Source organism: Rhodanobacter fulvus Jip2, assembly GCF_000264315.1.
In the GTDB taxonomy this organism is placed as follows: domain Bacteria; phylum Pseudomonadota; class Gammaproteobacteria; order Xanthomonadales; family Rhodanobacteraceae; genus Rhodanobacter; species Rhodanobacter fulvus.
The window spans coordinates 24,495-41,999 of the sequence record NZ_AJXU01000065.1; the positions used below are offsets into that span (position 1 = coordinate 24,495).

Sequence of the window (17,505 nt, forward strand, 5' to 3'; positions counted from 1 at the left end):
CCGCGGATGCGCATGATGACCTCTCGGATATCGACCACGGAGCGCCGCCATGAAGATCGAGACACTCGCCGTCCACGCCGGCTATTCCCCGGACCCCACCACCCGTTCCTCGGCCGTGCCGATCTACCAGACCGTGGCGTACGCGTTCGACAACGCGCAGCACGGTGCCGACCTGTTCGACCTGAAGGTGCCGGGCAATATCTACACCCGCATCATGAACCCCACCCAGGATGTGCTGGAGCAACGCGTCGCCGCGCTGGAAGGCGGCATTGCCGCGCTGGCGCTGGCCTCGGGCATGGCGGCGGTGACCTACGCCATCCAGACCATCGCCGAGGCCGGCGACAACATCGTTTCCACCGCCACCATCTATGGCGGCAGCTACAACCTGTTCGCGCATACGTTTCCGCAGCAGGGGCTGGAGGTGCGCTTCGCCGACGCGGGCAAGCCGGAGAGCTTCGCCGCACTGATCGACGCGCGCACCAAGGCGATCTTCTGCGAGTCGATCGGCAACCCGCTGGGCAACGTCACCGACATCGCCGCGCTGGCCGAGGTCGCGCATGCGCACGGCATTCCGCTGATCGTGGACAACACCGTGCCCAGCCCCTACCTGTGCCGCCCGATCGAGCACGGCGCCGACATCGTGGTGCACGCGTTGACCAAGTACATCGCCGGCCACGGCAACAGCATCGGCGGCGCCATCGTCGACAGCGGCAAGTTTCCCTGGGCCGAGCACAAGGAGCGCTTCCGCCGCCTCAACGAGCCGGACGTGTCGTACCACGGCGTGGTCTACACCGAGGCGCTGGGGCCGGCCGCCTACATCGGCCGCGCCCGCGTGGTGCCGCTGCGCAACACCGGCGCCGCCATCTCGCCGATGAACGCCTTCCTGATCCTGCAGGGCGTGGCCACGCTGGGCCTGCGCATGGATCGCACCTGCGACAACGCGCTGGCCATCGCCAAGTACCTGCAGAAGCACCCGAAGGTGTCGTGGGTGCGCTACGCCGGCCTGCCCGATCACCCGGACCATGCGCTGGCGCAGAAGTACATGGGCGGCAAGGCCTCGGGCATCCTGTCGTTCGGCGTGAAGGGCAGCGATGCCGACCCGCGCGCGGCCGGTGCGCGAGCGCTCGACGGGCTGAAGCTGTTCACGCGCCTGGTCAATATCGGCGACGCCAAATCGCTGGCCACCCACCCCGCCTCCACTACCCATCGCCAGCTCGATGCGACGGAACTGGCCAAAGCGGGCGTCAGCGAGGATATGATCCGCCTGTCCGTGGGCATCGAGCACATCGATGACCTGATCGAGGATCTGGCGCAGGCGCTGGACGCGGTCTGACCGGCAGCCCACCGACGATCACATCGTCGGTGGGCTTCGCGTTCCAAGGGTGGTTGCGGCAAGTTTTCCGCGTGACGCCCGCCTGGCGTCGTCGATCGACGACCGCGCAAAGCACGCGCCCAGGCCGCCCATGCTTTCCCCACCGGGCGAATTCTCCGCCGCGGCGGCGGCCATCGCCGCCGACGGCTGGTACCTGTTGCCGGGCCTGCTTTCGCCCACGCAGACCCGCGCACTGGCCGGCGAATGCCGCGCCATGCATGAAGCGGGGCAGCTCAAGGCCGCCGGGACCGGCGCCAACCGCACCGCTTCGTCGCTGCGCGGCGATCTCACCGGCTGGTTCGTGGCCGGCGCACTGAGCGTGCCGCAACGGGCATTCAGTGATCGGCTCGACCAGTTGCGCCAGGCGCTCAACCGCGAGCTGATGCTGGGCTTGGTGGACAGCGAATCGCACTATGCGGTGTACCGGCCCGGTACCGGATACGGCCGGCACCTGGATCGCCTGCGCGGCGACGATGCGCGGGTGGTATCAGCGGTGTTTTATCTCAACGAGGACTGGCGGCCGGCCGAAGGCGGCGCGCTGCGGCTGTATCTGGCCGACCGTTCGCACCGGGACATCTACCCCTGCGCCGGCGACCTGCTGCTGTTTCTCTCGGCGCAGTGCGAGCATGAGGTACTGCCGGCCACCCGCGACCGCATGAGCATTGCCTGCTGGATGCGCCAGCGCCGCCTGGATGCTGGCGTGTAGGAGCGCACCCTGTGCGCGAGCTTTTGCTGTTGCGATTCCCGATTCCCGATTCCCGTAAAACGCATCGCGCACAGGGTGCGCTCCTACATTTTGTCGTGCCCGTCCGCCACCGCGTTGAAGCGCCCCGCGATGTAGTCGTCGGTGAAGCTGGTCATGCCGAAGTCGCGGATGAAGCCGCAGTGGCCGCCGTACGGTGCGATATCCAGCTCGATGTTGGGCGGCAATTCCAGTTGCTCGAAACTGCGCACCGGGATCACCGGATCGTCGCGCGCGGTGAGAATGGTGGCGGGGATCTGCATCGCCTGCATGATGTCGCCGGCCACCGAATAGCCGTCCAGATACTGCTGCAGCGATTTGAAGTCCGTGTGGCGCAACACCAGCGCCTCGGTCAGCCCGCGCAGATGCTGTTTCATCTCCGACATCTCGAAGTACTGATGTTCGGGAAACGCCTTCTGCTTGGTCAGCAGCGAGTGGCGCCACTTGCGCATGAAGTAGGCCTGGTAGAACCAGGGCGCGGATTCCTCCAGCGAAAACAGCCCCACCGCCGGATCGATGATCGGGCACACCGCCAGCACGTAGCTCAGCGGAATGCCCACCAGCGACGTATGCATGGCGACGCGCAGCGCGAAATTGCCGCCCAGCGAAAACCCCGCCAGCACCAGCGGTCGCGCCGGCCAGCGGCGGGCGATGTCGCCCAGCGCGTGCACCACCTCGTCCAGCTGGCAGGAATGGAACAGCGCCTCGTTGAGGCCGTGGCTGTCGCCGTGGTCGCGGAAGTTCAGCCGGAAGATGTCCCAGCCATCGGCCAGCAGCCGGCTACCGGTCTGCAGCACATAAGTGGAGTCGACGCTGCCTTCCCAGCCGTGGAACAGCACCGCCAGGCCGCGCGGCTCAGGCCGCGAGGATTGCGCGGTATACGCGCCGGACAGGCGCACGCCGTTGCCGCCGTCGACCACCACCGGCTCGGCGCCCTGCGACACGGTTTTGGCCGCGGCCGGCAGCAGCAGCCGGCGCACGCCGCTGGAGGAAAGCATGGTCTGGATGTGGCCGCTGCGCAGCGGCCAGGGCGGGCGAAAATCCTTCCCGTACAGCAGGCTCATTCCTGGCGGTCTTCCAGCGCGGCGGCGATGCGTTCGCGCGACAGCTCGGCCATGCGGCGGCGGGCGTCGGGGGTGGCGGGCACCGGCGTGAGGAAATGGATCTCGGCATCCATCGGCGCCTCGCCCAGCAGGCGCACGATGTTGTTGAAGAAACTCTCATGCTCGCGGAAGCCGGCATCGAGCAGCCGCCGGCCGTTGCGGGCAAAACGCAGGGCCACCGGTTGCACGATCACGTCGGCATCGAGCGCGGCCTGGAAGATGCGCGCATGGAACACCTTCAGCACGCCGTGGTAGCCGGTGCCACCTTCCGGAAACACCGCCACCGAACGCCCCGCGCGCAGGCGATCGACCATCACCTGCATCACCGTCGACAGCGAGTGGTTGTTGCCCCGACGGTGGAAAATCGTGCCGCCGCTGGCGGCCAGCCAGCCGATCAGCGGCCAGCCGGCGATCTCCGCCTTGGCCACGAAACACGCGGCACGCTGGCTGTGCAGCATGGTGATGTCGATCCACGAGGTGTGGTTGGCCACGAACAGCACCGGATCGCGCTGGGCCGTGCCGAAACGCCGCGCGCGCATGCCGAAGATGCGCAGCAGCGTCACCGACCAGGCCCGGATCATGCGGTGGGGAAACGGTTCGCGGCCGTTCTTCATCACCGCCTGCTGGGTCCAGCTGAGCAGCAGGCCGCACAGCAGGATGCCGAGCACGATGTGCACCAGCACCAGCGGCACCCGCCACAGATAGCGCAGCGGGCGTAACGGATCGTGGGATTCGGAGGGGGATGCGTCACTCATGAGCGCAGCAGTTTAGCGTTACTTCGCCGCCGCGCGGAACGCCGCCTAGACCCGCCATCCGCTCCAGGAGCGGCTTCAGCCGCGACGCTCTTCTCGACTCGCCTGGGGCAAAGGGCATCGCGACTGAAGTCGCTCGTACAGGGGTTTTACCGCCGCGCTACTGGCGGCCAAGATGCGCCAGCGGCAGCGAGGGAGAACGTTTCACCGTGCGCAGCACGAAGCTGGAGTTCACGTCAGCCACGCCGGACGCGTTCAGCAGATGATCGAGCAGGAAGCGCGAGAAATCCGCCAGGTCGGCAACGTACACGTGCAGCAGGTAATCCATGGCGCCGGTCAGTGCATGGCAGGCGACCACCTCATCCCACGCGTTGACGCGCTCGACGAAACCATCCACCACCGCGCTCTCGTGCTTGCTCAGTTGCACCCGCACGAACGCCTGCAAACCCAACCCCACGGCCTGGGGGTCGACTTGCGCCGCATAGCCGCTGATGACGTGATCGGCCTCCAGCCGCTGCAGCCGGCGCAGGCACGCCGAGGGCGAGAGGCTGACGCGCTCGGCCAGCTCGGCGTTGGTAATGCGGCCTTCGCTCTGCAGCACGGCGAGCATGCGCAGGTCCGTGCGATCAAGCGTGTTCATACACAATCTTCATCGTTGTTTTCCCTATTAAGCGCAATTATATGGCGCGCAGGTGCCCATCGGTCGCAAGAATGCAATCTTCGTGCGGACGATCGTCGCTAAGCTGCCCGAAGCCCTCGCCGAACGCAGGAACGGCCATGAACACACCCCGCAAGATCGAACACCAGCAGACCGACCGCGGCTACGTGCCGGTCTACGCCACCGGCGTGGTGGAGCAGCCGTGGGCGAGCTACAGCCGCAGCGAGCACGCGGTGTGGGACACGCTGTTCCAGCGCCAGCGCGACCTGCTGCGCGGCCGCGCCTGCCAGGAATTCCTCGACGGCGTCGAGCGCTTCGGCCTGGGCGACGGCGGCATTCCGAAATTCGCCGAGCTCAACACCGTGCTGGGCGCGGCCACCGGCTGGCAGGTGGTGGCGGTGGAAGGCCTGCTGCCGGACGAGGTGTTTTTCGATCACCTGGCCAACCGCCGCTTTCCGGTCAGCTGGTGGATCAGGAAACCCGACCAGCTCGACTACCTCAGCGAGCCGGACCTGTTCCACGACCTGTTCGGCCACGTGCCGCTGCTGCTCAACCCGGTGTTCGCCGACTACATGCAGGCGTACGGCCGCGGCGGCATGAAGGCGTTCAAGATCGGTCCCGAGGCGCTGATGAACCTCACGCGGCTGTACTGGTACACGGTGGAATTCGGCCTGATCCGGACGCCCGCGGGCATGCGCATCTACGGCGCCGGCATCGTCAGCTCCAAGGGCGAGTCGGTCTACAGCCTGGATTCGCCCTCGCCCAACCGCATCGGCTTCGACATCGAGCGGGTGATGAACACGCGCTACCGCATCGACACCTACCAGCAGACCTACTTCGTGATCGAGAACTTCGAGCAGCTGTTCGACGCCACCCGCCCGGACTTCACGCCGATCTACGCCAGGCTGCGCCAATCGCCCGCGCATGCCGCCGGCGACGTGCTGGATGGTGACCGCGTGTTCACCCGCGGCGACCGCGCGGGCTGGGCGACCGACGCGGACAGCTGAGGCGCCCAGCGCAAGCATTCGGTTTACGGGCCCTCGCGCCGACGGCGCGATTTCACCATGCCGTGCTTGCGCAGCAACGCGCGCAACTGGTGATAGCCGAGCCCCAGCAGCGGCGCGGCCTCGACCTGGTTGTGGCGCGCTTCGGCGAGCGCGCGCTGGACCAGGTCGACTTCCAGACGCGCCAGTTCCGTCTTGATGTCGCAGGGAAGCCGGATCGATGCCTGTTCCGGCGGCGTCCCTTCCACCACGTCAGGCACGGCGTCGGCCGCCGGCCGGAACGCGGAAGCGAAGGGATCGAAAACGATGGTGTCGACCGGCTCGTCGGCCGGCGTGCGGTGCACGGATCGCTCGACCACGTTCTTCAGCTCACGCACATTGCCCGGCCACGGGTAGCGCACCAGCGCGGCGCGGGCGGCTTCGCTGAAACCGGCAAACAAGTCCCGGCCCAGCTCGCGGCTGATGTTGACCGCGAAGTGCTCGGCCAGTTGCAGGATGTCGCCCGTGCGTGCGCGCAGCGGGGGCACCGTCAGCACGTCGAACGCGAGGCGGTCGAGCAGGTCGGCGCGAAACGTTCCGGCCCGCACGGCGGCAGGCAGGTCGCCGTTGGTGGCGCCCACGATGCGCACGTCCACGCTCAGCGTCTCGCTGCCGCCGACGCGCTCGAACTGGCCGTACTCGACCGCGCGCAGGATCTTTTCCTGCACGCGCAGGGAGACCGTGGCCAGCTCGTCGAGAAACAGCGTGCCGCCATGGGCCTGCTCGAAGCGGCCGATGTGGCGGCGGCTGGCGCCGGTGAACGCGCCCGCCTCATGGCCGAACAGCTCGGTTTCGAGCAGGGCCTCGGTCAGGGTGGCGCAGTTGAGCTTCACCAGCGGCGCTTCCCAGCGCGGCGACAGGTAATGCAGCCGCGCCGCGATCAACTCCTTGCCGGTGCCGCGCTCGCCGATCACCAGCACCGGCTTGTTCACCGCCGCCACCCGCGAGGCGTGTTCCAGCAGATCCAGGAATGCCGTGGACTCGCCCAGCATGGCGGTGGTTTCGGTATCCGATGGACGCGGATCTGGCATGGGGGTATCACTCGCAGAGCGGTCGAGCGACCGGATGACTGGTTTCGCTCGGTATTGGTGAATATAACCATGTATCGGTTGATAAAGCCGACCCGGATGATGACCGCTTTTGGCCGTGAAGACATAACTCTCTATCTATCAATGGCTTGGACGAACGTGTCGGCTTGGCACGGCATGTGCTGTAGGCATTTCGTGGCCCTTCACCATCACGAGGCAAGCAGACATGGGCGTTTTTTCGAGAATGAGCGACATCATCAACTCCAACATCAACGCGATGCTGGACAAGGCCGAAGAACCGGAAAAGGTAGTGCGGCTGATCATCCAGGAGATGGAAGACACGCTGGTGGAAGTGCGCTCCGCCGCGGCGCGCGCCATCGCCGACCGCAAGGAACTGGAGCGGCGCGTGGAATACGCCCGGCGTGAATCCGACGAGTGGCAGCGCCGCGCCGAGCTGGCCATCACCAAGGGGCGCGACGACCTGGCCAAGGCCGCGCTGGCCGAGAAGAAACATACGGACACCGCGCGCGAGGCGCTGCAGGGGCAGTGTCATGAGGTGGAACTGGGCCTGGCCAAGCTCAATGACGACATTGCCGCGCTGCAGGGCAAGCTGGCCGATGCCAAGCATCGGCAGAAGTCGTTCGAATTGCGCCACCACACGGCGGCCAACCGCCTGAAGGCGCGCAGCCGCACCCACGACGAGCGCATCAACAACGCGCTGGGCCGCTTCGAGCATTACGAGCGCAAGCTGGAGCACATGGAAGGCCGCGTCGAAGCCTACGACCTGGGCAAGCAGCGCGATCTGGACCGCGAGTTCGCCGACCTGGAAACCAACGACCACGTCGAGGCCGAACTGGCCGCGCTGAAGGAACGGATGGGCTCGGGGACAGCAGCCGCCAAGGAGTAACGCGACATGGACGTTACCGCCATCTTCGCCATGTTCTGCATTTTCGTCGCGCCGCTGTGGCTGATCCTGCACTACACGAGCCAGCGCCGGCGCGCGCAGGGCCTGACCCGCGAAGACGAAAAAATGCTGTCGGATCTGTGGCAGATCGCCAACCGGATGGAGAACCGCGTGAAAACGCTGGAAACCATCCTGGATACCGAAGTACCCAACTGGAGAGACAAGGCATGAATGCTTCAACGGACGAATATCATCAGCGCCGGCTTCATCGCGACTCGGAACGCGGCCTGATCTTTGGCGTGTGCACGGGCGTCGCCGAGGGTTTCGGCTGGCCGGTATGGCTGACCCGCATCGGGGCGCTGGCGCTGGCCTGGTGCTTCCCGATGTCGACCGTGGTGGCCTACGTGGTCGCCGCCCTGGTCATGCCGCAGCGGCCACTGCGTTATTGCGGCCGCGGCGACGAGCGCAGCTGCTGGCAGCCACGCCACCGGACCGAGCCATGAGACGCGACGGCAACTGGCGCGCGCAGCGCTTCTATCGCGACCCGCGCCACGGCAAGCTGATGGGCGTGTGCGCCGGCCTGGCCGATTACTTCGGCTGGAACGTGACCCTCGTGCGCGGCCTGGCCATCGTCGCGCTGCTGTGGTTCAACGTGGTGACGCTGGCGGCGTACCTGGTGCTGGGTTTCGTGCTGCCGACCAAGCCGGAAGCGCTCTACGACTGGGACGCCGACGAGGAATACTGGCGCAGCGTGCGGCGCTCGGCCGGCGACACCTTTCGCGACGTGCGCCACCGCTTCCGCGAGCTGGACATGAAACTGCAGCACATGGAAGGCTACGTCACCTCGAGCCGGTACGACCTCGATCGCCAATTTCGCGATCTGGAATCCTAGGAATCAACGATGGACAACGGTCAATTTTTCATCCTCTGCATCATCATCGTCGTCCTCGGCGCGCGCATCTTCCGCGACCACCTGCGCTTCAAGCACGTCCAGCCGCGCGAAGATCCGAAATACCAGGCACGCATGGACACGCTGGAGCAGCGCGTGCAGACGCTGGAGCGCATCGTCACCGACAAGGGTTACGACCTGAAGCGGGAATTCGACAAGCTGTAGCCGGCCGCCTGGCGACAACTCGCCCCTACGACTTGCCCGGGCTCGACCGTTTGACTTCACTCACCTCCAGCACCTGCGCGATGCGGGTGCCGTCCCAGCGATAGACCAGGTGCTGTGCCTGCACGCACGGCGCCACCACATCGGGATAGAACGCGGCCAGGCATTCGCCGCCGCTGTCGCGCGCGCTGTCGTAGACCACGCCATTGGCACCCGCGGCCCGCAGCGCGCGGGCCAGTGCCACGCTGGCCGCATAGCTGTCCGGCGCCTGCGCCGCGGCCCAGCCGCCCCGCAAGTCGTACAGCTTGCTGTCCACGCTGGTGCGATAGCAGCGCATCTGGATGTCGGCGGCGGGCTGGGCGGTGGCGGCCAGGAAACGTTCGCGGTGATACACGGTTTCCTCAACCGCCGTGACCACGCTGTGGGCCGCGTAGAATACACCCCAGGTGCCGTCGGAAAACCGGCTGCCTTCGGGATTGAGATGGGTGAACGCGGCCATCACCGGCGTCGAACCCGGCCCGCTGAGACGCCGCTCGCGCGGCACCAGCCGCAACGCATCCGCCTCCTCCCGCAGCCGCGGGTTGGTCAGCGCCTCGATCGCGAACAGGGCGTCCAGATCCGCCGGATCGGCGATGCGATCGAACACGCCCACCGGCGGAAAGCGGCTGGGCACGATGCGGTAGGCGTGCGCCCAGCGAATGCGTTTGACGGGTGGCAGATCGGGCGGCATCGACATTCCAGGGTTGTGCTCCCTCCCCTGCTTTGCAGGGGAGGGTTGGGGAGGGGTCGCTCTTGATCCTCAAGTCAAAAGCACCCCCTCCCAGCCTCCCCCTGCGAGCAGGGGGAGGAGCAAAGCATGGTTCGCAAGCGTCTCGTTCGTCGCGACGTGCGGGCTTCGCTCACCCGCGCTGCGCATCCAGGTACTGGCGCACCACGTAGAGGTCGGCGACGTTGCCGGACAGCATGCGTTCCAGCGCGGAATGGCCACCGAACAACGGCGCCGTGTTCGGCTGGTGCAGCCATGCGTCGGCCTGGGCCGGGTCGGGAAACAGGATCTGCAGCGACTTCCAGATGCCCAGCAGGTAGCTGATCCGCTCCAGCGTGTCGCGCCCCAGGCTGCCGCCCTGCTGGCGCTTCCACTTGTAGAAGGTGGACTCCGGCGGATCGCCCAGCAGCTTGCGCTGGTCGGCGATGCGCAGCTTCCACTGTTCGGTGAGGTTGAAGAACGCGCGCAGCGCCGGATCGGCGAGCGTATCCGGCGCTGCGTAACGGGGCGCGGCTTCGGCGATGCGGGTCGAATGAGCCGTCATGCGCTTACTCTCCCTGTGAAGTTATTTCAAATATTACTACACAAATGCAGTTATTGGACTGAATGCTTCGAATCACCGTTCGCCTTGGCGCAGGCGCAGCCGTAATCGGGCTCCGGCCCACCCTCGGCGATGAAGCGGTCGATGCGCTGCTCCAGCAGCGGCAGCGGCACCGAGCCGGTGGAAAGCACCGTGTCGTGGAAATGACGCACATCGAATTTGGTACCGAGCGCCTTCTCCGCCCTGGCGCGCAGCTCGCGGATCTTCAGGTAGCCCAACTCGTACGACAGCGCCTGGCCCGGCCAGCTGATGTAGCGGTCCACTTCGTTGGCGATCTCGCGGGCGGACAGCGCGGTGTTGACGGTGAGGTAGTCGATCGCCTGCTGGCGGGTCCAGCCCAGGTGATGGATGCCGGTGTCGACCACCAGCCGGCAGGCGCGCCACATCTGGTAGGTGAGGTAGCCAAAACGTTCGTAGGGCGTCTTGTAGATGCCCATCTCGTTGCCGAGATATTCCGAGTACAGGCCCCAGCCCTCGCCATAGGCGGAGATGTAGCTGTCGCGGCGGAACGCGGGTTGATCCGGGTTCTCCTCGGCCAGTTCCAGTTGCAGCGCGTGGCCGGGATAGGACTCGTGCAGGGTCAACGCCGGCATGTTGTACAGCGGTCGCGACGGCAGGTCGTAGGTGTTGACCATGTACTCGTTCGCGTCGCCGCGGCCGGAGGTGTAGTACGGCGCGATGGCGGCCGGCACCGGCACGATGGTGAAGCGCGCGCGCGGCAGGTGGCCGAACAACCGTGGCAATTGGCCGTCCACTTCCTTGGCCACCCAGGCGCTGCGCATCAGCAACTCTTCCGGCGTCCTGGCGTAGAAGCGCGGGTCGGTGCGCAGGAAGTGCAGGAACGCGGGGAAATCACCCTGAAAGCCGCTTTCCTTCATCACCTCCAGCATCTGCGCGTGCAGCTTCGCCACCTGGTCCAGCCCGATCTGGTGGATGGCGTCGGGGCCGAGGTCGAGCGTGGTGTATTCGTGGATCTGCTGGCGATAGAACGCCTTGCCGTCGGGCAGCGCCTCGGCCGCCAGCGTGGTGCGCGCCTGCGGCACGTATTCGTTGCGGAAAAACGCCAGCAGGCTGGCGTAGGCGGGGATCACGTCATCGCGGATGCGCTGCAAGGCCTTGCCCTGCATGGCCTGCGCCTGCTCGGCCGGCAACGTGGCCGGCAGCCGCAGGAACGGCGCGTAGAGGCTGGCCTGGGTGGGGTCGGTCAGCTCGGCCACGGCGGCAATCGACGCGTCGCGCCCGTCCAGCACGGCGCGCGGCACGGAAAAGCCGCGTTTCAGGCCGGCGCGCATGTTCGCGATCTGCTGGTCGAAATACGCCGGGATCTGGCCCAGCCGGTCGAGGTAGATACGATAATCGTCCACCGTGCGCAGCCGGTCGCTGCCCAGGTCGTAGCCGATGTCCGACCAGAACGCCGAGTCGCTGTTGAACGGCATCTGCCAGTTCTTGAAGCGCTGGTTGGCGACGAAGTTGCTGATCTGGTCGCGGTAGATGGCGTAGTTCACCTGGTTGGCGCGCGACAGCGCGGTGGCGTCGACGCCGTCCAGCTGGTTGAGCACGTTCCGCCAGTAATCCAGCCGCTGCTGCTGGCTGGCCGCGTCGACCGTATCGAGCCGGCCGTTGTTGGGTTGCGATTCGCCCGACGCGATGATGCCGGCCTGCCCGACGCGCCACGACCATTCCTGCTGGTAGATCGCGCGAAAGCGGTCATCGGCCGTGCCGGCATGCGCCAAAGCACTGCACGCCAGGCCCGCCAGCAGCAGGTAACGCCAACAACGGATCATCACGGTCTCCACGAAGAATATCCGCCGATCATCGCACCGAACGTCGTGATGGCACCGTGCCGATGGATGGGTGCCGTGAGTGGAGAAGGGCGACGCCGTTCCGTCCCTCCCGAATCCCGGCTAGTCGATAACCGTGTAATGGCCGCGCATCGCCTGCAGGTAGGCATCCAGATTGCGGCCGGCAACTTCATCGAACAACTCACCGGTTTCACGGAAATCGTCGATCCGGTCGGGGCGGAAACTGCGGAAGCTGTCGCGCAGGCGGCACCACGCGCCCAGCGTCCACTTGCCGCCCCAGAACGCCAGGCACAGCGGTTCGATCTCCCGCGTGCTGGGGTTGCCGGCTTCGTCGCGGTAGCCCAGCTCCAGCACGCGGTTGCCGCCGATGGCCGCGTGCAATTGATCGATGCGGGCGGCAAAGGCGAGGGTTTTCTCGTCGCGCCAGGTCGGCGCGAAGATGGGCGTGCGGCTGGAGCGCTCGCGCAGGTCCGGCGGCAATACCGCCTCGATCTTCAACAGCGCGGCCTGCGCTCCCGCGGCCAGCCGCGCGCCGGCAAAGGCGCGTACGAAGCGCGTGCCCACCACCAGCGACTCCAGTTCGTCGGCGTTGAACATCAGCGGCGGGATGTCCGAACCCTTGCGCAGCACGTAGCCCACGCCGGCCTCGCCCTCGATCGGCACGCCGGACAATTGCAGGTCGGCCACGTCGCGGTAGACCGTGCGCACCGACACGTCCAGCGTCTCGGCCAACTGACGCGCCTGCAGCGCGGTGCGGCGACCGCGCAGGGCGTGGATGATGAGGAAAAGGCGATCGGCACGGCGCATCCGGACATCATGGTCGAGACCGGCGTTGGGGAAAAGCGTCGAACGTCACGCACGGCGCGCTATTGCTCTAAAGCCCTCTCCCCCAGCGGCTTCGCCGCCGGGGGAGAGGGAGCAGGAGCGCGCCGCCGTCACGTCGGCCCTACGCCGATGCTGCGGCGATCAGTTCCGCGTCGGCCGCCGCGGCGCGCTGCACGCCCGGGCGCGCCAGCACCCGATCGATGTAGGCGCGGATCACCGGCAGCTCCGGCACCAGCTTGAACATGGTGGTCCAGTTCAACGCGGTGCCCCACAGCACATCGGCGGCGCTGTACGTGTCGCCCAGCAGCCAGGGGCCTTTTTCGAGCTGGTCGGTGAGCGTCTTCAACATGGTGTCGTAATCGCCGTAGCCGCAGGTCGAGGACGGCGCCGGTTCGCGCTGCATCGATCTGTCGGTCACCGCCGGCTCGAAGCAGGAGCCGTAGAACACCAGCCAGCGCAGGTACGGCCCGCGCAACGGATCGCCGATGGGAGGCGCCAGCGCGGCCTCGGGGTAGAGGTCGGCCAGGTAGATGTAGACCGCCGGCTGTTCGGTCACCAGCGCGTCGCCGTGGAGGATCGCCGGCACCTTGCCCATGGGGTTGACCGCCAGGTACGCCGGTTGGCGCTGCTCGCGGTCCTTCAGGTTGAGCAGGTGCAGCTCATAGTCGGCGCCAAGCTCTTCGAGCAGGGCGCGGGTGCCGGCGGAGCGGCTTTGCGGCGAGTGGAAAAACGTGACGTGTGGCTTGCTCATGACAAACTCCTTGAGTGATCGAACTGAATGATCGGCCGGTCTCATGCTCTGTCCTGCAACAGGTTGCCGCTCCGCGACGATGGGGCTCCGTTGTGCTCCCCGGTCGATCGGCTCAGCGGCCGACGAACTGGTGGTCGGAGAGAATGCGCCCATCCTCGCCCATGAGGAGGAAGTCGGAGCCGCGGCCAGTGACCTTGCCTGTCGCCACCTCAACCATCTCCCATTGAAACCGCACGGCGCCATGATGGCCGTTGGCCCCTGCCACCGGACGGAAGATGTTCACGCCGGGCTTGACGAACTGTTCGTACCCCTCGGCCACCCGGACGTCCATCCGCTCCAGCCCATGGAACTCTCGCGTGGGGGTGTAGTGCTCAGCCTCGGGAGCGAACAGCTCGCGGACGATCGCGCGGCGCTTGCCCGCGTCGGGCTCATTCCACATCTCGATATAACGGGACGCCAGCGCATTCAGGTCGTTCATGGGTTCCTCTCTTGTTTCGGTACCGCGACCGGCTTCGCGGTGATGAAATCACGACACGGCAGATGCGGTCGCTCCTGCCGGTTCCTGGCGCAGGGCACGCTCATCGTGGCTTTCCCAACGACGAGTGGAAGATTTCAGAGATGCCGCGTTTCGGCGGGCGGCGACATCCAGTTGTCGTGGCGACCGTCGGCGTAGCGCAGCGGGGCGTCGATCAACTCCTGCGGCGTGGCGTCGTCAAGGCAGGCCAGGTTGACCGACACGTAGTCGCCGCCGATTTCCTCGATGTGGCCGCGGCCGAACGGGCGCACGCCACAGTGCCTGCAAAACAGATGATGCGCGCTGCGCGAATTGAACTGGTAGTCGGACAACGCTTCCCCGCCGGCCAGCAGGCGGAACGCGCCGGGGCGCACGATGGCAGCCCAGTTGCGTGTCTTGGTGCAGATCGAGCAATTGCAGCGGCCGGTGCCCGTGGCCAGGTCGATATCCGCTTCGAAACGCACCGCGCGGCAATGGCAACTGCCGTGATAGGTATGGGTCATGGTCGGGTCCTTGAACGAAAAAGGGGACGGCACAGGCCGGCCAGGGCCACCAGCGTGCGGCGGTGCGCAGCGGCGATGGGAGGCACGGCGGCAGTGAGTTGCCGGCCATCCAGCAACAGGCCGCGCTGTTGCAATGGCTGGTAGGCCCGCAGCAGGCGCTGGAAGGTTGGTCCCATGGCCGGCTCAGGCCGCGGCTGCCGCGTCGCCCACGCACCACGGCGGCATTTGCGCGTGCTTGAACAGGCGATACCACAGCTCGCGGTCGGCGGCGCTGTACAGATCCAGCGTGTGGATCACCTCGCGCGCAAATTCCACGCTGCCCAGATGGCTGGCGGTGATGACGCCGCCATCGCTCACCGCCAGCACGCCGGCATCGTATTGCGTGGCGCCGGCATACGTCGGCACGTGGCTGTCGATGTGGCCGGCCCAATTGCCAGTGTGCCGGCAGCCATCGAGCAGGCCGCTGCGTGCCAGTGCCAGCACGCCGCTGTCTATCGCGGCCACCGGCGCACCGCCATCATGGACACGGCGGATCGCCGCCACCGCCGCGTCGCCGTCACCGCGCTGCCACAGGTGACCGCCGGGCACGACCAGCAAGGCGGCGCGCTCCACATCGATCCGCGCCAATGTCACGTCGGGCGAGACCGTGAGGCCGCCCATCGACACGACTGCCGCGGACGAGAAGCCCACGGTCCGCACCAACCAGTCGCCGGGGCGACGGATCTCGCACAACGCCAGCGCCGCCTGCCAGTCGGCAAAACCCTCGAACACCAGGAAGTAAACCGTATCGCGCATGCCCTCGCCCTCCTCTGCTGGAGTGACAGGATGAACGGGCGCTACTGCCAACGTCGTGTCAGCAGGGTGGTCGCGAGGGATCGTGCGGCGACATGTTGTTCCTTCCCCGCTTGCGGGGGGAAAAGCGGATTGGGGCGCGGCAAGCTGCGCTACTGTTGGCTTTTCATACCGAAACCGAAGAGCGCCCCCTTCCGCCCTCCGGGCACCTTCCCCCGCTGCGCGGGGGAAGAAATCAAGGCTCGGCGGGCGCCGCCAGCCCATAGCTGCGCTGGCGCATCCACTTGGTGATGATCCACTTCTCGCCTTTTTCCACCGGCTCGCCGCCATGCAGGGTCAGCGGGTCGACCTGGCCGTCGCGGTTGCTGTATTCGAAATAGACGGCCATACCTTTCCTCGGCAATACCCGCAGGCCCAGCGTGGGGAACACGGTGGCGCCGCCCTGCGCCACGTCGTTGAGGTAGATCAGCAAGGTGGACACGCGCTGGCCGCCGACCACCATCTGCGCCTCGCTGCCGGGGTCGCCGGGCGAGAAATAGTCGAAGTGGGGCTGGTATTCGCCGCCTTCGCCGTAGTGCAGCACCTGCAGGCCTTCGCCGTTTTCCACCGGGCAGTTCATCAGCTCGGCAATGCGGCGATCGAGCCGCGCGATGAAGTCGTCCGCGTTGACGGGGAAGAAGGTGCCCTCGCTGCTGCGCGCGGCGATCACCTCGTAGCCGCCGTTGACCGGGTCGACCGTGGTCGATCGCTGCAGCTTGTCGGCGGAGCGGCGGATCAGCTCGTCGCATTCCTCGTCGTCGAGCACCTGGTCGAGCACGGCGATCGTGGGCGTCGCCACGCGCAGCAGCACGCGGACATCGCGATCGTGGGTGGGGATGACATTGCCCGCGGGCAGTCGCGGCGCGTCCGCGACATAGCCGGTGGCTTGCGCCTTCAGCGGTGCGGCGGCGGGGGGCTGCTCGCCACGGGCCAGGGCTTCCACCGCGGCATGGGCGAAGGTGGCGTCGAAGCCGCTGCGGCACATGTCCTCCACCAGCGCCTGCACGACGCAGCCGCGGGCCAGGTTTTCGACGATCCAGTCGTGCCACTGGGTGGTCAGCTGAGTGTGTGTTGCCACGGCGACTCCGGCTCGGGTGGGCGGCAGGCGGGGCCCTGCGCGTCGTGGGGAGGGTCAGTATCGCCTGCCCGGGGGCGGGTGCAAGCCGGCCGCGCCGCGCGCGAGGGTTATTTTTCGGCACGATTGTTGTGCCCTACACTCGTCGTACTGCCGCCTGCTGGCCGAACCATGTTGTTTTATCGCACCCGCTTCTTGTTGCCCGTGCTGGCTTCGCTCGCCCTGAGCGCCTGTTTCGCATCGCGCAAGCCCGACATCCCGCCCGCGCTGGTCGCCCCCGCGCCGGTGAAGCTGAAGATCGGGCTGGCGCTGGGCGGCGGCGCGGCGCGCGGGTTTGCGCACATCGGCGTGATCAAGATGCTGGAGGCCAGCGGCATCCACGCCGACGTGGTGGCCGGCACCAGCGCGGGCAGCGTGGTTGGCGCGCTGTACGCCAGCGGCATGAACCCGTTCCAGTTGCAGCAGGCGGCGCTGGCGCTGGATGAAGCGTCCATCCGCGATGTACGGCTGTTTTCCGGCGGCCTGGTGCAGGGCCGCAAGCTGCAGGATTACATCAACACGGAAGTGGGCAACCGGCCGATCGAGCGGCTGCAACTGCCCTTCGCCGCGGTGGCCACGCAACTGGAAAGCGGGCAGCGCACCGTGTTCGTGCTGGGCAATACCGGCCAGGCGGTGCGCGCTTCCAGCAGCGTGCCCGGTGTGTTCGAACCCACCGCCATCGACGGCAGGCATTACGTCGACGGCGGCGTGGTCAGCCCGGTGCCGGTGGATGCCGCGCACGGGCTGGGCGCGGATTTCGTCATCGCGGTGGACATCTCGGCACCACCGGATCGCAGCAGCCCCGACGGCATGCTGGACGTCATCGGCAAGTCCATCTCCATCATGGGCCGCCAGCTCGGCGAGCAGGAACTGGCCCGCGCCGACATGGTGATCCACCCCAAACTGGACGGTATCGGCGCGGCGGATTTCACCCAGAAGGACCGGGCCATCCTGCGCGGCGAACAGGCGGCGCTGGTAGCGGTGCCGACTATCCGCGCCAGACTGGCGGCGATGAAGGCGGCGCGACAGGCCTCTCTCGTGGCGCCGCATCCGCTGGCGCATTGACGGCGCTGCGGGCGGGCCCG

23 protein-coding genes are annotated in these 17,505 nt (G+C 67.0%); 9 read left to right on the plus strand and 14 right to left on the minus strand.

Annotated elements, in window-relative coordinates; all coding sequences use genetic code 11:
* Window positions 1–49: 49 nt before the first annotated feature.
* Entirely contained in the window at window positions 50–1,333 is a 1,284-nt protein-coding gene (locus UU9_RS14065; RefSeq protein WP_007082432.1) for an O-acetylhomoserine aminocarboxypropyltransferase/cysteine synthase family protein, read from the plus strand.
* A gap of 130 nt (window positions 1,334–1,463) precedes the next feature.
* Window positions 1,464–2,078 carry a 2OG-Fe(II) oxygenase gene (locus UU9_RS14070; protein WP_007082433.1) on the plus strand — a complete coding sequence of 205 codons (615 nt, stop codon included), beginning with the start codon at window positions 1,464–1,466 and terminating at the stop codon, window positions 2,076–2,078.
* A gap of 83 nt (window positions 2,079–2,161) precedes the next feature.
* On the opposite strand, the gene UU9_RS14075 is transcribed toward UU9_RS14070, so the two are convergent.
* The 3 genes from UU9_RS14075 to UU9_RS14085 all read right to left on the minus strand — a co-directional run bounded on the left by UU9_RS14075 (window position 2,162) and on the right by UU9_RS14085 (window position 4,609).
* Window positions 2,162–3,178: a YheT family hydrolase gene (locus tag UU9_RS14075; RefSeq protein WP_007082434.1), complete on the minus strand. Its 1,017-nt coding sequence runs from the start codon at window positions 3,176–3,178 to the stop codon at window positions 2,162–2,164.
* Window positions 3,175–3,972, minus strand: a complete 798-nt coding sequence (locus UU9_RS14080; RefSeq protein WP_007082435.1) for a lysophospholipid acyltransferase family protein — start codon at window positions 3,970–3,972, stop codon at window positions 3,175–3,177. The genes UU9_RS14075 and UU9_RS14080 overlap by 4 nt, the downstream gene beginning before the upstream one ends.
* A 157-nt stretch (window positions 3,973–4,129) precedes the next feature.
* Window positions 4,130–4,609 (minus strand): Lrp/AsnC family transcriptional regulator, encoded by a 480-nt coding sequence (locus UU9_RS14085; RefSeq protein WP_007082436.1) that lies wholly within the window; start codon window positions 4,607–4,609, stop codon window positions 4,130–4,132.
* Window positions 4,610–4,746: 137 nt separating this feature from the next.
* On the opposite strand from UU9_RS14085, the gene phhA reads away from it, so the two are divergent.
* Complete coding sequence (gene phhA, locus UU9_RS14090; RefSeq protein WP_007082437.1) at window positions 4,747–5,634, plus strand: phenylalanine 4-monooxygenase; 888 nt, start codon at window positions 4,747–4,749, stop codon at window positions 5,632–5,634.
* Between the two features lie 23 nt (window positions 5,635–5,657).
* On the opposite strand, the gene pspF is transcribed toward phhA, so the two are convergent.
* Window positions 5,658–6,701 (minus strand): phage shock protein operon transcriptional activator, encoded by a 1,044-nt coding sequence (gene pspF, locus UU9_RS14095; protein WP_007082438.1) that lies wholly within the window; start codon window positions 6,699–6,701, stop codon window positions 5,658–5,660.
* A 223-nt stretch (window positions 6,702–6,924) separates the two neighbouring features.
* Between pspF and pspA the strand changes: the two genes are divergently transcribed.
* Genes pspA through UU9_RS14120 form a run of 5 tightly spaced genes read left to right on the plus strand, consistent with a single transcriptional unit; the run spans window position 6,925 to window position 8,716 of the window.
* Window positions 6,925–7,605, plus strand: coding sequence for a phage shock protein PspA (gene pspA, locus UU9_RS14100; RefSeq protein WP_040671095.1), 681 nt, complete (start codon window positions 6,925–6,927; stop codon window positions 7,603–7,605).
* A 6-nt stretch (window positions 7,606–7,611) separates the two neighbouring features.
* Complete coding sequence (pspB, locus tag UU9_RS14105) at window positions 7,612–7,833, plus strand: envelope stress response membrane protein PspB (protein ID WP_007082440.1); 222 nt, start codon at window positions 7,612–7,614, stop codon at window positions 7,831–7,833.
* The gene (locus tag UU9_RS14110) at window positions 7,830–8,105 is read left to right on the plus strand and encodes a PspC domain-containing protein (RefSeq protein ID WP_007082441.1); all 276 of its coding nucleotides are present in this window, start codon (window positions 7,830–7,832) and stop codon (window positions 8,103–8,105) included. Before pspB ends, UU9_RS14110 begins: the two co-directional genes overlap by 4 nt.
* Window positions 8,102–8,494, plus strand: coding sequence for an envelope stress response membrane protein PspC (gene pspC, locus UU9_RS14115; RefSeq protein WP_007082442.1), 393 nt, complete (start codon window positions 8,102–8,104; stop codon window positions 8,492–8,494). The genes UU9_RS14110 and pspC overlap by 4 nt, the downstream gene beginning before the upstream one ends.
* A 9-nt stretch (window positions 8,495–8,503) precedes the next feature.
* Window positions 8,504–8,716, plus strand: a complete 213-nt coding sequence (locus UU9_RS14120; protein WP_007082443.1) for a hypothetical protein — start codon at window positions 8,504–8,506, stop codon at window positions 8,714–8,716.
* Between the two features lie 25 nt (window positions 8,717–8,741).
* On the opposite strand, the gene UU9_RS14125 is transcribed toward UU9_RS14120, so the two are convergent.
* The 10 genes from UU9_RS14125 to UU9_RS14165 form a co-directional block, all read right to left on the minus strand.
* Window positions 8,742–9,443, minus strand: a complete 702-nt coding sequence (locus UU9_RS14125; RefSeq protein WP_007082444.1) for an RES family NAD+ phosphorylase — start codon at window positions 9,441–9,443, stop codon at window positions 8,742–8,744.
* A 169-nt stretch (window positions 9,444–9,612) separates the two neighbouring features.
* Window positions 9,613–10,023 carry an MbcA/ParS/Xre antitoxin family protein gene (locus UU9_RS14130; protein ID WP_007082445.1) on the minus strand — a complete coding sequence of 137 codons (411 nt, stop codon included), beginning with the start codon at window positions 10,021–10,023 and terminating at the stop codon, window positions 9,613–9,615.
* A 50-nt stretch (window positions 10,024–10,073) separates the two neighbouring features.
* Window positions 10,074–11,864, minus strand: a complete 1,791-nt coding sequence (locus tag UU9_RS14135; RefSeq protein WP_007082446.1) for a DUF885 domain-containing protein — start codon at window positions 11,862–11,864, stop codon at window positions 10,074–10,076.
* A 120-nt stretch (window positions 11,865–11,984) separates the two neighbouring features.
* Window positions 11,985–12,689 (minus strand): helix-turn-helix transcriptional regulator, encoded by a 705-nt coding sequence (locus UU9_RS14140; RefSeq protein ID WP_007082447.1) that lies wholly within the window; start codon window positions 12,687–12,689, stop codon window positions 11,985–11,987.
* Between the two features lie 139 nt (window positions 12,690–12,828).
* A complete protein-coding gene (locus UU9_RS14145) occupies window positions 12,829–13,458 on the minus strand; it encodes a glutathione S-transferase family protein (RefSeq protein ID WP_007082448.1) in 630 nt (209 codons plus the stop codon).
* A 112-nt stretch (window positions 13,459–13,570) separates the two neighbouring features.
* Window positions 13,571–13,936, minus strand: coding sequence for a nuclear transport factor 2 family protein (locus tag UU9_RS14150; protein ID WP_007082449.1), 366 nt, complete (start codon window positions 13,934–13,936; stop codon window positions 13,571–13,573).
* A gap of 134 nt (window positions 13,937–14,070) precedes the next feature.
* Window positions 14,071–14,475 (minus strand): GFA family protein, encoded by a 405-nt coding sequence (locus UU9_RS14155; RefSeq protein ID WP_007082450.1) that lies wholly within the window; start codon window positions 14,473–14,475, stop codon window positions 14,071–14,073.
* The gene (locus UU9_RS18055; RefSeq protein ID WP_156804306.1) at window positions 14,472–14,651 is read right to left on the minus strand and encodes a hypothetical protein; all 180 of its coding nucleotides are present in this window, start codon (window positions 14,649–14,651) and stop codon (window positions 14,472–14,474) included. The genes UU9_RS14155 and UU9_RS18055 overlap by 4 nt, the downstream gene beginning before the upstream one ends.
* A 7-nt stretch (window positions 14,652–14,658) precedes the next feature.
* Window positions 14,659–15,270, minus strand: coding sequence for a DJ-1/PfpI family protein (locus UU9_RS14160; RefSeq protein WP_007082451.1), 612 nt, complete (start codon window positions 15,268–15,270; stop codon window positions 14,659–14,661).
* A gap of 232 nt (window positions 15,271–15,502) precedes the next feature.
* On the minus strand, window positions 15,503–16,384 hold the full coding sequence (locus UU9_RS14165) for a 2OG-Fe(II) oxygenase (protein WP_007082452.1): 882 nt from the start codon (window positions 16,382–16,384) through the stop codon (window positions 15,503–15,505).
* Window positions 16,385–16,552: 168 nt separating this feature from the next.
* On the opposite strand from UU9_RS14165, the gene UU9_RS14170 reads away from it, so the two are divergent.
* Window positions 16,553–17,485, plus strand: a complete 933-nt coding sequence (locus tag UU9_RS14170) for a patatin-like phospholipase family protein (protein ID WP_007082453.1) — start codon at window positions 16,553–16,555, stop codon at window positions 17,483–17,485.
* Window positions 17,486–17,505: the final 20 nt, after the last annotated feature.

Bases quoted from the DNA above. Each gene is read 5' to 3' on its own strand.
- UU9_RS14150 (WP_007082449.1), bottom strand. From the start codon at position 13,936: ATGAACGACCTGAATGCGCTGGCGTCCCGTTATATCGAGATGTGGAAT.
- UU9_RS14110 (WP_007082441.1), top strand. From the start codon at position 7,830: ATGAATGCTTCAACGGACGAATATCATCAGCGCCGGCTTCATCGCGAC.
- UU9_RS14080 (WP_007082435.1), bottom strand. From the start codon at position 3,972: ATGAGTGACGCATCCCCCTCCGAATCCCACGATCCGTTACGCCCGCTG.
- UU9_RS14140 (WP_007082447.1), bottom strand. From the start codon at position 12,689: ATGCGCCGTGCCGATCGCCTTTTCCTCATCATCCACGCCCTGCGCGGT.
- UU9_RS18055 (WP_156804306.1), bottom strand. From the start codon at position 14,651: ATGGGACCAACCTTCCAGCGCCTGCTGCGGGCCTACCAGCCATTGCAA.
- UU9_RS14065 (WP_007082432.1), top strand. From the start codon at position 50: ATGAAGATCGAGACACTCGCCGTCCACGCCGGCTATTCCCCGGACCCC.
- pspF (WP_007082438.1), bottom strand. From the start codon at position 6,701: ATGCCAGATCCGCGTCCATCGGATACCGAAACCACCGCCATGCTGGGC.
- pspC (WP_007082442.1), top strand. From the start codon at position 8,102: ATGAGACGCGACGGCAACTGGCGCGCGCAGCGCTTCTATCGCGACCCG.
- UU9_RS14155 (WP_007082450.1), bottom strand. From the start codon at position 14,475: ATGACCCATACCTATCACGGCAGTTGCCATTGCCGCGCGGTGCGTTTC.
- UU9_RS14075 (WP_007082434.1), bottom strand. From the start codon at position 3,178: ATGAGCCTGCTGTACGGGAAGGATTTTCGCCCGCCCTGGCCGCTGCGC.
- UU9_RS14070 (WP_007082433.1), top strand. From the start codon at position 1,464: ATGCTTTCCCCACCGGGCGAATTCTCCGCCGCGGCGGCGGCCATCGCC.
- UU9_RS14120 (WP_007082443.1), top strand. From the start codon at position 8,504: ATGGACAACGGTCAATTTTTCATCCTCTGCATCATCATCGTCGTCCTC.
- pspA (WP_040671095.1), top strand. From the start codon at position 6,925: ATGGGCGTTTTTTCGAGAATGAGCGACATCATCAACTCCAACATCAAC.
- phhA (WP_007082437.1), top strand. From the start codon at position 4,747: ATGAACACACCCCGCAAGATCGAACACCAGCAGACCGACCGCGGCTAC.
- UU9_RS14160 (WP_007082451.1), bottom strand. From the start codon at position 15,270: ATGCGCGATACGGTTTACTTCCTGGTGTTCGAGGGTTTTGCCGACTGG.
- pspB (WP_007082440.1), top strand. From the start codon at position 7,612: ATGGACGTTACCGCCATCTTCGCCATGTTCTGCATTTTCGTCGCGCCG.
- UU9_RS14130 (WP_007082445.1), bottom strand. From the start codon at position 10,023: ATGACGGCTCATTCGACCCGCATCGCCGAAGCCGCGCCCCGTTACGCA.
- UU9_RS14125 (WP_007082444.1), bottom strand. From the start codon at position 9,443: ATGCCGCCCGATCTGCCACCCGTCAAACGCATTCGCTGGGCGCACGCC.
- UU9_RS14145 (WP_007082448.1), bottom strand. From the start codon at position 13,458: ATGAGCAAGCCACACGTCACGTTTTTCCACTCGCCGCAAAGCCGCTCC.
- UU9_RS14085 (WP_007082436.1), bottom strand. From the start codon at position 4,609: ATGAACACGCTTGATCGCACGGACCTGCGCATGCTCGCCGTGCTGCAG.
- UU9_RS14135 (WP_007082446.1), bottom strand. From the start codon at position 11,864: ATGATCCGTTGTTGGCGTTACCTGCTGCTGGCGGGCCTGGCGTGCAGT.
- UU9_RS14170 (WP_007082453.1), top strand. From the start codon at position 16,553: ATGTTGTTTTATCGCACCCGCTTCTTGTTGCCCGTGCTGGCTTCGCTC.